The organism is Achromobacter sp. (assembly GCF_057314935.1).
In genome coordinates, this window is the sequence record NZ_DBHKZA010000004.1 from 64,698 (window position 1) to 77,841 (window position 13,144).

Below are 13,144 nucleotides of genomic sequence, written 5' to 3' on the forward strand. Positions count from 1 at the left end.
TCATGGGCACGCTCCGGGCAGGGCGTCGAGCAGTTCCATGCCATCTTCGGCCAAGGTGGAGCAGGCGCGCAGGCGCTGGCCGTCGATGCGCTGTACCCAGCAGTCCTGGCAAGCGCCCATCAGGCAGAAACCCGCGCGCGGCGCGCCCGTGCCCAGTGTGGTTCGCAGCCGGTCGCCGGCCAGCAGCAGCGCCGTCAGCACGGTGTCGCCGTGCTGGGCGGCTATCGGCTGGCCGTTCCAGGTCAGGTGCAGGGCGGAACCGGCCTGCGGCGCGGCACGGCGCAGCAGCGGTGTCATGCGCGCGGCTCCGGGGCGCATGCCCTGTCAGCGTGCATCTGCGACAGCGTGCGGTCGGGCAGGATGATGTCGGCGTCGTACACCAGATCCAGAATCGCGGGCAGTTGGTGCTCACGGGCGTGGGCCAGCGCGGCGTCATAGGCCGGCGCAAATTCCTCGGTGGTTGTGACGCGGTGGCCGAAGGCGCCATAGCTTTGCGCGAGCTGGGCGAAGTCGGGATTGACCAGGGTCGTGGCCAATGCGCGGCCAGGATAGGCCCGCTCCTGATGCAGCCGGATGGTGCCGTAAAGCCCGTTGTTGAACACCAGGATGACGATGCCCAGCCGATGCTGCACGGCGGTGGCGACTTCCTGCATGGTCATCTGGAAGCATCCGTCGCCGGCAAAGCAGATGACCGGGGCGTCGCGGTCATGCAGCTTGGCCGCGATGGCCGCCGGCAGGCCGTAGCCCATGGCGCCCACGGCCGGCGCAAGCTGGCTGGCAAGGCCCTTGAAGGCGATGTGCCGGTGCGCATAGAGCGCGTAGTTGCCCGCGCCCACGGTGACGCAGGCGCGCGCGGGCAGGGAAGCCGCGACATGGCCGGCGGCCGCATTCAGGTCGAGCGGGCCGGGGGTCGGCAGCAGCACGGGCGCCGAACCCGCGGCGTGCGCGCCGCTGCGCGCTGGCCGCCAGCCCGGCGTGGGCGCGAGAGCCGCCGCGGCCTGGGCAAAGCCAGCCACGCTGGCAACGATGCCGAGCGCCGGCGTGCAAAGCCGCCCGATCTCGTTGGCGTCGGCGTGGATGTGCACCAAGGTCTGCCGCGGCGTGGGCGAGGCGAGCCATTCGTAATTGATGGTGGTCGGTTCGCACAGGCGCGTGCCCAGCGCGATGACGAGGTCGCTGTCCGTGACGACGCGCTTCTGGTGCGCGGGCATGCTGGCGCTGACCTGCCCGACGAAGTTCGGATGGTTGTTGTCGAACAGCTCCAGCCGTCTCCAGGCGGTGGCGACCGGCAGGTCAAAGCGCAGGGCAAAGTCGCGTACCGCCCCGCGCGCCGCATCGGACCAGCGCGAACCTCCCAGCAGCAGCAACGGCCGGGCGGCGGACTCGATCATCCGCTGCAGGCGCTGCATATCGTTGGGCGTGGGGCAGGCCTGCGGTGTCGCGGGCGGCGCGGCCAGCGGCGCTCGGGTCAGGCGGGCCAGCATGTCCTCGGGCAGCGCCAGCACCACGGGGCCGGGACGTCCGCTGGTGGCGGTGGTCCAGGCGCGCGCCAGATATTCCGGGATGCGGTCGGCGCGCTCGATCTGCGCCACCCATTTCGCCAGCGGCGCGTACATGGCGCGGTAGTCCACTTCCTGGAAGCACTGGCGGTCGGCGGTGTCGCCGCCGACCTGGCCGATGAAGAGGATCATGGGCGTGGAGTCTTCGCGGGCGGTGTGCACGCCGATGGCCGCGTTGGTGGCGCCGGGGCCGCGCGATACAAAGCAGATGCCGGGCTGGCCGGTCAGCTTGCCGTGTGCCTCGGCCATATAGGCCGCACCGCCTTCCTGGCGGCAGACGATAGATTCGATTGCATCGCGCCGCGCGTACAGGGCGTCGATGCAGGGCAGGAAGCTCTCGCCGGGCACCATGAAGACGCGCCGCACGCCAAAGGCCTGCAACTGTGCGATGAGGGCCTCGCCGCCGCTGCGGGGCTCGGCTGATTCGGGACGGGTCATGCGCCTTCCTGTTCAAGGGCGCGCGCCACACGCTCGGGTCCATAGTCGCGCTCCGCGGCGGCGCGGCTCACCTTGCCGCCAACGACGTCGCGGCGGATATCGGCAAGGTCGCGCTCCGCGGGAATCCCGTAGCCGCCTCCGCCGGGCGTCTCCAGGCGGACCGTGAAGCCCGCCGGCAGAGGGTGGCCCGAAATCTTGTTGGGCAGCCGCTGCTCGTCGGCGCGGCCCGGGTTCTGGATGAGGCGCGAGGTGCCGCCCGTCAGGCCGCCATCGAGGCCGGCTGCGCCGAACAGCGCCGCGTCGCAGCGGATGGTGCAGGCCAGTTGATCGTGCAGCGAGCGGATCTGGCGCGCAATGCCCATGCCGCCCCGGTATTTGCCCGCGCCGCCCGTATCGTTCACCAGGGCGTACTCGTCGACCAGTAGGGGGTATTCGATTTCCAGCGCCTCGGCGGGCAGGTTGGACGTATTGGTGACGTTGACCTGGATACCGTCCATGCCGTCGCCCCGGGCGCGCCCGCCCGCGCCGCCGCCCAGCGTTTCAAGATAAACGAAGGTGCCTTTGCCGTCGCGCATCGGGCCGGAGAACAGCATGGAGGGCATCACGTCGTTGGACGAAGCCATGCCGCGGCCGGGCGGCAGCAGTTGGCCCAGGGCGCCAATCACGGTGCCCGCCACGCGCTGCGCGGTGGTCACGCGCGCGCCCACGGCGGCGGGAAACACCGGATTGGTGATCGTGCCCTCGGGCGCACTGATGGTGATGGGTTGGAAAAGCCCGTTATTCGGCATCAGCTCGGGATCGAGCATGGCCTTGACCGCGAAATACACGCTGGCGTTCAGCGCGCTGGCCGGCAAGTTGAAGGCGCCGCGCGCCTGCTTGCCGGTGCCCGTGAAGTCCACGTGCAGTTGGCCGTCGCGCGCCTGCACGTTGGCCTGGATCACCACCGGGTCGCCGCCCATGCCGTCATCGTCCATGCGTTCGGTGAACGAAACGCTGCCTGTCGGAAGCTGGGCGATGCGGTTGCGCAGCCGCCGTTCGGTGTAGCGCAGGATGCCGTCGATGGCGGATAGCACGGTGTCCAGCCCCGATTGGCCGACCAGCTCCAGCATCAGGCGCGCGCCCTTGTCGTTGGTCGCGATCTGGGCGCGGATGTCGTGCATGCGGTTGTCCGGCTCGCGCGTGTTGTGCGCGATCATCTCCAGCAAGTCCAGGTCCAGCTCGCCCTGCCGCACGATGCGCATCGCGGGCAGGCGGATGCCTTCCTCCCATACCGTCTTGAGGTGGTGCGAGGTCGAGCCCGGCACGGCGCCGCCTACGTCGGTGTGGTGGCCAATATTGGCGGCGAAAAAGCGCAACACGCCGTCGAAGAAGATGGGCGATACGACGGTAATGTCCGGCGCGTGGGTGCCCCCGGCCAGGTAGGCGTCGTTGCACAGAAAAGCGTCGCCGGGACGGATGCCGGCCGCGCCGTAGCGGCGCAGCACGGCGTCGATGCCGCCCGACAGCGAGCCCAGGTGCACCGGCACGTGGGCAGCCTGCGCCACCAGCCGGCCGGCGGCGTCGAACAGCGCCACGGAGCAGTCCTTGCGCTCCTTGATGTTGCTGGAAAACGAGGAGCGGATCAGCGTGTTGCCCATTTCTTCGGTGATGGACAGCAGGCGGTTGCTGAAGACCTCCATTTCGATGGGATCGAACGCGTCGGTGTCGGCGGCGGCAGTCGGTGCAGTGGTCATGTCGGGTTGCCTTAGGGGTTGAGGTTGACGACGAGGTTGCCGTAGTCGTCCACGCGCGCTTGCTGGTCCGGCAGGATCACGGTGGTTGAACTCATCTCCTCGATGACGGCGGGGCCGTCGATGGGGACGCCTGCCGGAAGCAGGGCGCGGCGATAGATGGGCGTGTCGGTCCATCCGGCGCCTTCGAAGTACACGGCCCGGCGCTCCTTGATCGCGCCCGCGAGGCTGGCGCCGCCAGGCACGCGCGCGATCGGCGCGCGCGGCACCAGACCCACTGCCCGCGCGCGGCAGTTGACGATCTCGACCGCGCGGCCGGTCGCGTCGTAGCCGTACTCGCGGATATGGGCCGCGCTGAAAGCCGCCACGAAGTCGGTGAGCGGCATCAGGCGCATGCCGTCCAGCGGCACGGGGATCTCGAAATTCTGGCCCTGGTAGCGCGCGTCGATGACCGCCGATAGGCGCTGGGCGGAATCGTCCACGCCTTCGCCCGTCAGCCACGCGCGGGCTTTGCCGCCCAGCGCGTCCAGCGCCTGCTGCACCGCCAGCCAGCCCTGTTCGTTCGCATTGGCCATCAGCGTCTGGACGAAGTCCATGGATATGTCCGACAGCAGGATGCCGCGCGCGCACATGGTGCCGGGCTCCTGCGGAATCAGTAGCGTGCCGATGCCGCAGTCGCGCGCCAGCTCGGCCGCGTGCAGGCCGCCCGCGCCGCCGAAGGCGCACAGCGCGAACTTGCGGATGTCATGGCCGCGTTCGGTCGAAACCGCGCGCACGGCCCGGGCCATGTTCGAGTTGGCGATTCGCAGGATGCCGTAGGCCGCTTCTTCGATGCTGATGCCCAACGGGTCGGCCACTTGTTCCTGAAGCGCGGCGCGTGCGCGCTCCGCATGCACAGCCATGCGGCCTTCAAGCAGCGCCACGGGATTCAGGCGGCCCAGCACGACGTGCGCGTCCGTCAGGGTGACGGTCGTGCCGCCCCGGTTGTAGGCGATCGGGCCGGGCACCGCGCCGGCGCTTTGCGGGCCCACCTTCAACGCGCCGGCGTCGTCGATGCGCGCGATGCTGCCGCCGCCCGCGCCAATGACGTGTACGTCGACCATAAGGGTCTTGACGGGATAATCCGCCACCAGGCGGCTGGAAGTGAACAGCGGCTGCAGCTCGGCCACCAGCGACACGTCCGTGCTGGTGCCGCCGACGTCGAAGGTGATCAGGTTGTGAAAGCCGGCGGCCTGCCCGAGCTCGGCCGCGCCGATGACGCCGGCAGCGGGCCCGGACACGCAGGTTCGCACCGGCGCGGTCAGCACCGACTCCACCGACATCAGGCCCCCGTTGGAATGCACGGTCGTGGGAGGCACGCGCACCCCCATGGCCTGCACCGAGTCGACCAGGTTGCGCATGTATGACGCCATGCGCGGGCCCACGTAGGCGTTCAGGGCCGTGGTCGACATGCGCTCATACTCGCGGAACTCTGGCAGTATTTCGCTGGAAACGCTGAGGTAGGCATCGGGAAGATATTCGGCCAGGATTTCGCGCGTGCGGCGCTCGTGGGCGTCGTTGCGATAGCTGTGCATAAAGCAGATGGCCACCGCTTCGACCCGCGCGTCGGCCAGTTGGCGCGCGACCGCGACGACTTCGTCCTCGTTCAGCGCCTGCAGCACGGAGCCGTCCGCCGCCATGCGTTCGCCGATCTCGAAGCGCCATTCGCGCGGCGCCAGCGGCGCCGGCTTGATGACGTTGTAGTCGTACAGATGCGGGCGGGTTTGGCGGCCGATCTCCAGCACGTCGCGAAAGCCGCGCGTGGTGACCAGGGCGCAGCGCGAACCGCGGCGCTCGATCACCATATTGGTGGCCACCGTTGTGCCGTGGCCCACGTGGACCAGTTCGTCGCCGGCGATCCCGTGCTCGCGCATCAGATGGGCGAGACCGCTCTGGATGGCCTCGGACGGGTCGTGCGGCGTCGAAGGCACCTTGAAGTAGGATAACGCGCCGCTGTGTTCGGCCAGTAGGGTGAAATCAGTGAAGGTGCCGCCCACGTCGAATCCGACGCGGAAACGGCGCTCGCCGGTGGGGGATGCGGAGTGGGTCAACGCGGGTCTCCAGGAAGCCGGCGCGGACATGCGCCGAAGCTAGGGTGACCAGAATCTTATCGACCGCGGATCATTCGATCTAATCAAAGATTTGCATTGATCTTCATCATTTGTGTGAATAACGACAGGCTCAATAGGCGTGCGATTCAGCCCCCTGCGCGGGGTCGAACATCATGCCCTGCGCCTTGCACACCTTGAGGATCTCCTCGCGGAGCCAGCGATGCGACGGCAGGTTGTCCGAGCGCTCGTGCCAGATCAGATTGACCGTGCGGGGGATCAGCGGGAAGGGCGGCTCGATGGCCTCTAGCTGGTGGCTGTGCGGGCTGTTGCGCACGGCGTTGGCCGGCACCACGCAGATAAGGTCGGTCTCGGCCAGCAGGCGCGGGGCCAGCGCGAACTGGTTGATCGTCAGCACGGCGTTGCGCTTGTAGCCGTGGGCGGCCAGCTCGTGATCGATCAGGGCCGCCGTGCCCAGCAGGCTCACCACCAGATGGCGCGCGCACAGGAAATCGTCCAGCGTGAAGCGCGGCAGGGACAGCAGCGGATGGCCTTTGCGCATCGCGCAGACGTAGGTCAGGGTTTCAAGCGGCAGGGTGCGCAGCGACGAACCGAAGTTCGAATACACGCCCGCTGCCATATCGACTTCCCCCTTTTCCAGCAGCGAGGTGGTGTTGTCCAGCGAATAGGGGTGCAGGTGGATGCGGATATTCGGCGCCACCTCCTGTTGTTCGACAAACAGCGGCCGGATGACCTGGTCGGCCACGTAGTCGGACATGGCCAGACGGAAGACGGCTTCCGATCGGGCGGGGTCGAACTCATTGCGCTCCAGGGTCTCGGCGATACGGGCAAGCGCGTCGCGGATGGGCGGCCAGAGCAATTCGGCGCGCTGGGTGGGCAGGACCCCACCCTGGACCTTGATGAACAGTGGATCCTTCAGCGTCAGCCGTAGCCGGTTGATGGCGTTGCTGACCGCCGGCTGCGTCATGTGCAGGGTGTGCGACGCGCGCGTGACGTTACGCTCGGTCATCACGGCGTCGAATATGCGAAGCAGGTTCAAGTCGATGGCGTCAAGCACGCTTACCCTAAGTCGTTATCAAAAACGTTGATGATGTTTTATTTTAATTGTTGATTGGTCATATAACATGCGACCGCTTAACCTTGCCCGGGTTACTGCGCAGTTCCTCCGCAACTTGGGTAATCAATTCATGATAAAGAACCTGAAGTTTCTGGCCGCCGCTTGTGTGGCCGCCTTCGCAGCCTCATCTGCCGCAGCCGCGGACAACTATCCCAGCAAGCCGATCACGATCGTCCTGCCTTATGCCACGGGCGGATCGGCCGACATGCTGGCGCGCTTCGCGGCCCAGGCGGTGCAGAGCGAATTGGGGCAGCCCGTCATCGTCGAGGCCAAGCCGGGCGCCGGCGGCGTCCTGGGAACCGAGCACGTCGCCCGCGCGGAGCCCGACGGCTACACGTTGGCCCTGACCGCGAGCGGCACGATGGCGGTCAACCCGTACGTCTACAAGCTGCGCTACAAGCCCTTGGAGGACTTCAAGCAGATCACGGTGCTGGTGGACCTGCCTTTCGTCGTGGTGACGAATAACGAGTTTCCCGCCAAGACGCTGAAGGAATTCATCGATTACGGGCGCCGCAATCCCAATAAGATCACTTTCGGCAATGCCGGTCTCGGGACCCAGCAACACTTGACGCAGCTTATGTTTGCACGCTCCGCCGGTATTGAGATCAACATCGTGCCGTACAAGGGAAGCAGCCCGGCGATGAACGATCTGCTGGGTGGCCATATTGACGCCGTGCTGGACAATACCGGCGTGCAGACACCCTTCATCAAGGCGGGCAAGGTGCGGCCGCTGTTCGTCACCAACCCCGAACGCGTGGCGGCGTTGCCCGATGTGCCGACGGCTCCAGAGGCCGGCATGCCCGGCTTTTCGGCCGTCGCGTGGTTTGGTTTAGCGGCGCCCAAGGGCACGCCGGACGCCATTGTGGACAAGATTCAGCAAGCTATCGCTCGCGAATTCGCCAAACCCGAGATGAAGCAACGCCTCCTGGAGCTGGCCATGATCCCGCGCGTATCGACGCCCGCCGACACCACGGCCCGCGTCAAGACGGACCTTGAGGCCTTTGGCAAGGTCGCCAAAGAGGTTGATTTAAAGCAGATGTGATTTGGTCCATAGGACTGCACGGTGCGAGGAGCCGTTCATGGCCATGGTCAGCCTCTAGTGGAGGCCCGGTTGCGACCTAAAGCGGAAGTAGCTCGCGGTGGAAAGCGGACGTTCAGAAACGCTGTAGATGACCGCCGACAGTTGGTCGGCAAAGCCGGTCGATTGGACGTCCGTGTCGATCAACCTGTTAGACGCCACTTTCCTCTTGCTCTGTGTCGTTATTTCTCTGGGCCACGACGGGGGGACTAGGGAAAACGACTCTGCCAACAGTCGACAAAAGAGCGGCACGACATGCAGCCGCATATTCGGCGTCCTCGTGCGCAAGCAAGTACTGAACGGGCAGAAAGAGGTCAGCGGTTGAAACAAGCGCCGTCGATGACGTTGAGGCGGCTGAGTGGCATTTCTCCGTGAACGGGTCAGATCGGGAACTGGGTTCTTGAAGTCGGAATCCATTTCCGAATAGGACCGGCTTTGCAGGTTCTGAAACCTCCTCCCGCTGTAGGTCTTCATGAATATTCATTGAGAGCTGACGGAGCTTGTCGATGTTTATCGCTTTGCTGTCCTTTCCCTCTGCCTCGCCAATAAGACGACCTTCGGCGGACTCAAAAACCACATCGAATTCAGAATCGGACTGTTTGAATTGGCACGCATTGAAGCCGAGAATGGTTAGGGCGTAGATGATCGCGGCCTCCAGCGGTTTGCCCTTTTCATATAGAAGACCGCGCGGCATAACGGCACCAGAAATCGCCTCGGCGACCTGTTCCTTTTTTCTTTGCGCTGCCTCGACTTGGCGCTCTGCTTCAAGGAGTTGAACGCGTAGCGCTGTCTCCGGTGCGAGCGTGTACTGTGAGGTAGCGGCCCACGGCGGCTCCGGTGTTACCTCCGAAGAGGATCGGAGGGCTTTGTCGAGGGCAACCACGGCAGAAAGGAATGCGCCTGCAAACTGAGTAGCGGCAGACGTCCAGACCTCACTGTTGCCTTTTTTTTTCGTGAAGTTCGGCGGACTGAAATCCATGTCGGGGAGCAACAATAGCGTCCCGGCGGAAGACTTGCTCCGATAGAGTACGCCCACGGTTTTGTCTCCTGCACGAGTCTGAACGCATGCTGGAACATCGGATGCGTTCAGGACAACCCTGTAGCCAGATCTTTCGCCGAACTCGGTCCAGTATGGGGCCAATAATTCAGCCCCCTTCGACGTGAGCTTCATCGAACTCCCAGTTGCTGCTAACGGCTCCAAGCCCATCGGGAGCGTGTCGTAGTTAGTGAGGAGTTCAACGTGACGGGTTGTCTTCTGATTTCGACCGGTACCTGAGTAGGAGCGCCTACCCGTATCTACGTAGGCTTCGTACAAAGAAGGCAGAAAGACAATTACGGTCTTTCCCGTCTCCATAGCCTGTTTAATTTCGCGACGCCAGTGTTCACAACACTCTTTCGCCTCGAACGACGAGCTGTCATTGAAGCACGGCTTGCCTTGGTACGTTTCGTGGTAGTTGTGAAGAAACTCCGAGATTTCTGGTCTGAAGAGAAATATGTCCCAGTCCAGTAGCGATGCCTTTGACCGAAACGTAGCATAGGTTGGCTCGGATGACGCGAGCTCCAGACCGACAGTGAGGATTTTTCTTGCAGCCATATGACACCGTTAACATATGCAGATAACGATATTTTGGCATGCCCGCCGAGCGTCCGCTTATGGCCGAGGCTGTGTGAAAACTCGTGATGGACTTGTTTTCGAGGGTGTTCAAACCCTTCCCTCAACTCCGATCGTCGATCCTGAGTTGATCTGAGAGGCCAACTTCCGACATGACCCTCAGCACGGTGAGTTTTCACACAACCTCGGCCGAAAGCAGACAGGTGCACCGCGCGCAGTCCAGCCAGTCAGTGGAAGCCCTGGGGCAGACCGCCCCGACGGAGACAATCAAGAGTCAAATTGGTAAGCGCGGGGAACACACTTGGACCGTTGTGCCACGTGTTTAGCCGCTAAACCATCAAGACCAAAGACATTCATCGAACCCGTGGATATGTGGATGATCGCTGCGCGACCACTCGGCTCGCTGCGCTCGGCCCATGGACAACCGCTGATGGACAAACGGTGGACAGGCTCCGCCTGACCACGCGCTTGACCACAGGGTGTGCCCACCGGCTTCCCGAGTTTCACCCACATACCCACCGGCCCCCATCTGCCAATCATTAGATGCAGAGCCTCAAAACAGCAGTGCTGATGCTGCAGCATGGGCGTTCTGAAGGCGGGCTAACTCTTCGTCCGCTCCGGGCTGTAGCCGATCGCGTTCATGGCCTAGCTGATCGTTTGCGGCGTGTAGTCGTCCCACGGTGAGTTGGCCACGTCAAGCCGACCCTGGACGTTCGAAATCGTCCATTGCGCGCCACCAGTGACGTCGCCCAGCTCATCCCAAGACAATGGCACTGATACGCCCAACCATCAAACTTGACCTCGTAAAGCCAATCATCTCCGTGCCTGGGAACGCCGTCGACCAAGGTAGCCAACTGAGGCTTTAGGGAAGGCGGCAGATCTGCCTCGAGGCCTGGAAGTTTTGATGCAGCGGACGCCGCTCCGGAGCGGCCGGTCGCATGGGCATTGCCCTTTCGAGGTCGGGTTGCCATGGTTCAGTTCCGCCGGTCACGAACCGATGTGAAGATGAGTAGCCAAGGAGGCCGTTCCACGGCGCCGCTGCCAGACATACGCACGAGGGCCCAGCGGCCCTGCAGGAGCGCGCCATGGAGGCGGAATCTCAGATGGCCGGCCTCGTATCCGCCTGCATCGCCCGCCAAGTTCCACTCTCCGGCGTCCCACACAGATACCGGCTCCCCGCTGAGCGGGGATACCGCAGTACGTCCTCTACGCTTCCGTCCGACCGAGGGAACTGCCGGCTGCTCCACCGCGATGCGTCTCGCCTTCGGGTCATCCGGCATCCCGTTGATTACCGTCCAGCGCCTCATCGCATCATCGAACTCCAACAGGAGATCGAACCGTTCCTGTTGGTTCAGGGACCGATAGACGATGAATTTTCGGCCGTTGTCCACGGTCCTGCCCCACCACGATAGCTAGGAGCGCTTGGCGCCGGTCTGGCCCTTCAGATGCTCTCGCACCGCTGTTGCTGAGACGCCGACGGCCTGCACAGCCTTTCGCAACTGTTCGTCACTCACGTCCAACTCGTTGGTCCAGTAATGAAGCTCGTGGGCCTCGTTCACGTTGATACGCGACCGGTCTTGCGCACCGCGATTTTTCAGATCGTCCGACATGAAATCCTCCTTCTCGTGTTGGACCCATGCTCGCAGCAACCAGCGTGCCTACGGTGCGGCACGTCGGCATCGTTTAGCTGCTAAACACCCTGGGGATGATCTGCGCGACCGCGTGGCTGGTGTTTAGCCGCTAAACGCGCCGCGGATCTCTGCCAAAACGAAAGCGCCCCATTCGGGGCGCTGGTTTGTGGGCCGGTTAAGCGGCCGGTAGGCGGAAGCCCGGTCGCCTCTCGGCGACGGAGACTGCAAACGGACTGGTGGATCGTTTGGCACCTCGCTGTGCCACCTCTCTCTTCCAGCCTTCCTCCCAGGCATTCACTCGCTCGATCCATTCGCGGGGAGATTCCCCGGTGTGACCTGGCATAGCGTCCGCCTTCAGATACGGGCAACTTAAGAGACTCAGACCCTTGCGGGCCGCCTCCGCGCCTTCCTTCTGGATCTCGATGAGCATGGCCTCGCTCTCCAAAAGTGGTGGGGGTCCAGTATGCCAATGAAACGGCGTTCGAATCAATGGTGCCGCTGTACTGGGCGGGATAGTCTTAGCGCGGCCCCATACCCTTGCGAAGCTTCTTCGGGTCTTCCAGGAGCTCGCGGACCATCTGTTCTTGCTCCGCCACACAGGGCTCGGCGGAGAGGATCTCAAACCACTCATCGTACACCGGCCCCAGCACCCCGGACGGCCGTTTGAATCCACCGGACAATTGCTTGGTGCGCAATATGAACGAGCGGTACCGCTTGACCTCCTGCAGGAGGGCCAGAAGATCGGCATCACTGATCTTTCCGTCCGGACCGCGATGGCGATCTTGGATGGCGCGCAGCTGGGCGATGCGAAGCGGAGGCTTGAACGGCATGATGCTGAACCACTGTATGGACATACAGTATAAACAAGCCTAGAATCCGCGCCATAGCGCCCTATTTCCCAGCGGCAACACTGGGCCACGGCCATGAGCGATCCCGAAGATTGGCGGCGTATGGATGACTACTACTGGGCAGGACCGCGTGGGTGGACCATTTGCCGCGTTTGGGTCGACGGCCGTTATCAGCACGAGCTATGGCACAGCCGAGGGGACTCGGGGCGGCTGGTCGGCATGCGCGCATCGTTTGAAGCCGCGCTCGCCCTGTTTGACCACCAGCCGCGGTCTTGACCATCAGATTGGTTCAATGGCGTCCGGCAGCTGATACTTCGAGTTGCCGACTTCCTGCCGAACGGGATGCCAGGTGAAGGCGTCCTCGGGTACACCTTCGTGGAGCAGATCGCGGGCTTCGGCGGCCGAGATTGCTGGATCGGCCCAGCGCTGCGCGATCGCGGGCGGCAATGCCACCGGACGCCTCGCGTGGATGTCCACCATTCCACCCTTCGTATCGTTGGTCACGATCGCAAAGCCATGAGCGGCATCGAGCGGCGCGCCGGGCGACCAGGCCGTCAACGCGGCGAAGTAGAGCGGGCCATCACCGTGAATATAGTGGGGTTGCTTCGCGCCGTCCGCGAGCATCGGCCACTCGTACCAGCCGTCTGCAGGCACCAGGATGCGGCCAGCTCCGATGAGAAAGCGCCAGGGCCATCCGTTCTTCAGAATGGTCTCCAGCTTTGCGTTACTCATGAAGTGTTTGGAGTCTGGACGCTTGTAACCCCAGGGCAGTCTGCCCATGGCCTCGGTGCCTTCAGCCAGGCGATGCAAAGTGAGCGGGCGCGTGCCCGGAGGTATGTTGAAGCGCGGCCCCGTCGGGTCCGCGAAGATCTGGCTCTGGTTGGTAAAGATCAGCTCAACGTAGTCCAGCGGACCTGATTTCTGAACAATACGACCGCACATCGACCACCTCTGTGAATGCAGATGTCTGGCCAGTATAGGCGCGCGCGGGGTGTGCGGCAGGAGGTCAACACTGGAGGAGAG

At 64.0% G+C, this 13,144-nt stretch carries 12 protein-coding genes; 1 reads left to right on the forward strand and 11 read right to left on the reverse strand.

Translation table 11 applies throughout. From position 1 onward, the window contains the following. The 5 genes from ACO6D5_RS02460 to ACO6D5_RS02480 form a co-directional block, all read right to left on the reverse strand. Entirely contained in the window at nucleotides 1–297 is a 297-nt protein-coding gene (locus ACO6D5_RS02460; RefSeq protein ID WP_082401429.1) for a (2Fe-2S)-binding protein, read from the reverse strand. Beyond that, the gene (locus ACO6D5_RS02465) at nucleotides 294–1,997 is read right to left on the reverse strand and encodes a thiamine pyrophosphate-dependent enzyme (protein WP_054481931.1); all 1,704 of its coding nucleotides are present in this window, start codon (nucleotides 1,995–1,997) and stop codon (nucleotides 294–296) included. Before ACO6D5_RS02465 ends, ACO6D5_RS02460 begins: the two co-directional genes overlap by 4 nt. Beyond that, nucleotides 1,994–3,730, reverse strand: a complete 1,737-nt coding sequence (locus tag ACO6D5_RS02470) for a hydantoinase B/oxoprolinase family protein (protein ID WP_054481932.1) — start codon at nucleotides 3,728–3,730, stop codon at nucleotides 1,994–1,996. The genes ACO6D5_RS02465 and ACO6D5_RS02470 overlap by 4 nt, the downstream gene beginning before the upstream one ends. An 11-nt stretch (nucleotides 3,731–3,741) precedes the next feature. After that, nucleotides 3,742–5,817, reverse strand: coding sequence for a hydantoinase/oxoprolinase family protein (locus ACO6D5_RS02475; protein WP_338617918.1), 2,076 nt, complete (start codon nucleotides 5,815–5,817; stop codon nucleotides 3,742–3,744). A gap of 130 nt (nucleotides 5,818–5,947) precedes the next feature. Further along, on the reverse strand, nucleotides 5,948–6,892 hold the full coding sequence (locus tag ACO6D5_RS02480) for a LysR family transcriptional regulator (protein ID WP_054481934.1): 945 nt from the start codon (nucleotides 6,890–6,892) through the stop codon (nucleotides 5,948–5,950). Between the two features lie 67 nt (nucleotides 6,893–6,959). Between ACO6D5_RS02480 and ACO6D5_RS02485 the strand changes: the two genes are divergently transcribed. After that, nucleotides 6,960–7,994, forward strand: a complete 1,035-nt coding sequence (locus ACO6D5_RS02485) for a Bug family tripartite tricarboxylate transporter substrate binding protein (RefSeq protein WP_227741353.1) — start codon at nucleotides 6,960–6,962, stop codon at nucleotides 7,992–7,994. A 187-nt stretch (nucleotides 7,995–8,181) separates the two neighbouring features. Here ACO6D5_RS02485 and ACO6D5_RS02490 read toward each other — a convergent pair whose 3' ends face one another. The 6 genes from ACO6D5_RS02490 to ACO6D5_RS02515 all read right to left on the reverse strand — a co-directional run bounded on the left by ACO6D5_RS02490 (nucleotide 8,182) and on the right by ACO6D5_RS02515 (nucleotide 13,063). Beyond that, nucleotides 8,182–9,624 carry a hypothetical protein gene (locus ACO6D5_RS02490; RefSeq protein ID WP_152383410.1) on the reverse strand — a complete coding sequence of 481 codons (1,443 nt, stop codon included), beginning with the start codon at nucleotides 9,622–9,624 and terminating at the stop codon, nucleotides 8,182–8,184. Between the two features lie 992 nt (nucleotides 9,625–10,616). Then, nucleotides 10,617–11,033 (reverse strand): DNA polymerase ligase N-terminal domain-containing protein, encoded by a 417-nt coding sequence (locus ACO6D5_RS02495; protein WP_152383411.1) that lies wholly within the window; start codon nucleotides 11,031–11,033, stop codon nucleotides 10,617–10,619. Between the two features lie 21 nt (nucleotides 11,034–11,054). Further along, the gene (locus ACO6D5_RS02500; protein ID WP_152383412.1) at nucleotides 11,055–11,252 is read right to left on the reverse strand and encodes a DUF3606 domain-containing protein; all 198 of its coding nucleotides are present in this window, start codon (nucleotides 11,250–11,252) and stop codon (nucleotides 11,055–11,057) included. A gap of 196 nt (nucleotides 11,253–11,448) precedes the next feature. Beyond that, a complete protein-coding gene (locus ACO6D5_RS02505) occupies nucleotides 11,449–11,904 on the reverse strand; it encodes a CrpP-related protein (RefSeq protein WP_306649739.1) in 456 nt (151 codons plus the stop codon). Beyond that, entirely contained in the window at nucleotides 11,792–12,103 is a 312-nt protein-coding gene (locus ACO6D5_RS02510; protein ID WP_152383413.1) for a hypothetical protein, read from the reverse strand. Before ACO6D5_RS02510 ends, ACO6D5_RS02505 begins: the two co-directional genes overlap by 113 nt. Nucleotides 12,104–12,400: 297 nt before the next feature. Further along, nucleotides 12,401–13,063 carry an SOS response-associated peptidase gene (locus ACO6D5_RS02515; protein ID WP_152383415.1) on the reverse strand — a complete coding sequence of 221 codons (663 nt, stop codon included), beginning with the start codon at nucleotides 13,061–13,063 and terminating at the stop codon, nucleotides 12,401–12,403. Nucleotides 13,064–13,144 lie beyond the last annotated feature (81 nt).

Bases quoted from the DNA above. Each gene is read 5' to 3' on its own strand.
- ACO6D5_RS02515 (WP_152383415.1), bottom strand. From the start codon at position 13,063: ATGTGCGGTCGTATTGTTCAGAAATCAGGTCCGCTGGACTACGTTGAG.
- ACO6D5_RS02500 (WP_152383412.1), bottom strand. From the start codon at position 11,252: ATGTCGGACGATCTGAAAAATCGCGGTGCGCAAGACCGGTCGCGTATC.
- ACO6D5_RS02490 (WP_152383410.1), bottom strand. From the start codon at position 9,624: ATGGCTGCAAGAAAAATCCTCACTGTCGGTCTGGAGCTCGCGTCATCC.
- ACO6D5_RS02460 (WP_082401429.1), bottom strand. From the start codon at position 297: ATGACACCGCTGCTGCGCCGTGCCGCGCCGCAGGCCGGTTCCGCCCTG.
- ACO6D5_RS02485 (WP_227741353.1), top strand. From the start codon at position 6,960: ATGCGACCGCTTAACCTTGCCCGGGTTACTGCGCAGTTCCTCCGCAAC.
- ACO6D5_RS02505 (WP_306649739.1), bottom strand. From the start codon at position 11,904: ATGAGTGGTTTGAGATCCTCTCCGCCGAGCCCTGTGTGGCGGAGCAAG.
- ACO6D5_RS02465 (WP_054481931.1), bottom strand. From the start codon at position 1,997: ATGACCCGTCCCGAATCAGCCGAGCCCCGCAGCGGCGGCGAGGCCCTC.
- ACO6D5_RS02510 (WP_152383413.1), bottom strand. From the start codon at position 12,103: ATGCCGTTCAAGCCTCCGCTTCGCATCGCCCAGCTGCGCGCCATCCAA.
- ACO6D5_RS02470 (WP_054481932.1), bottom strand. From the start codon at position 3,730: ATGACCACTGCACCGACTGCCGCCGCCGACACCGACGCGTTCGATCCC.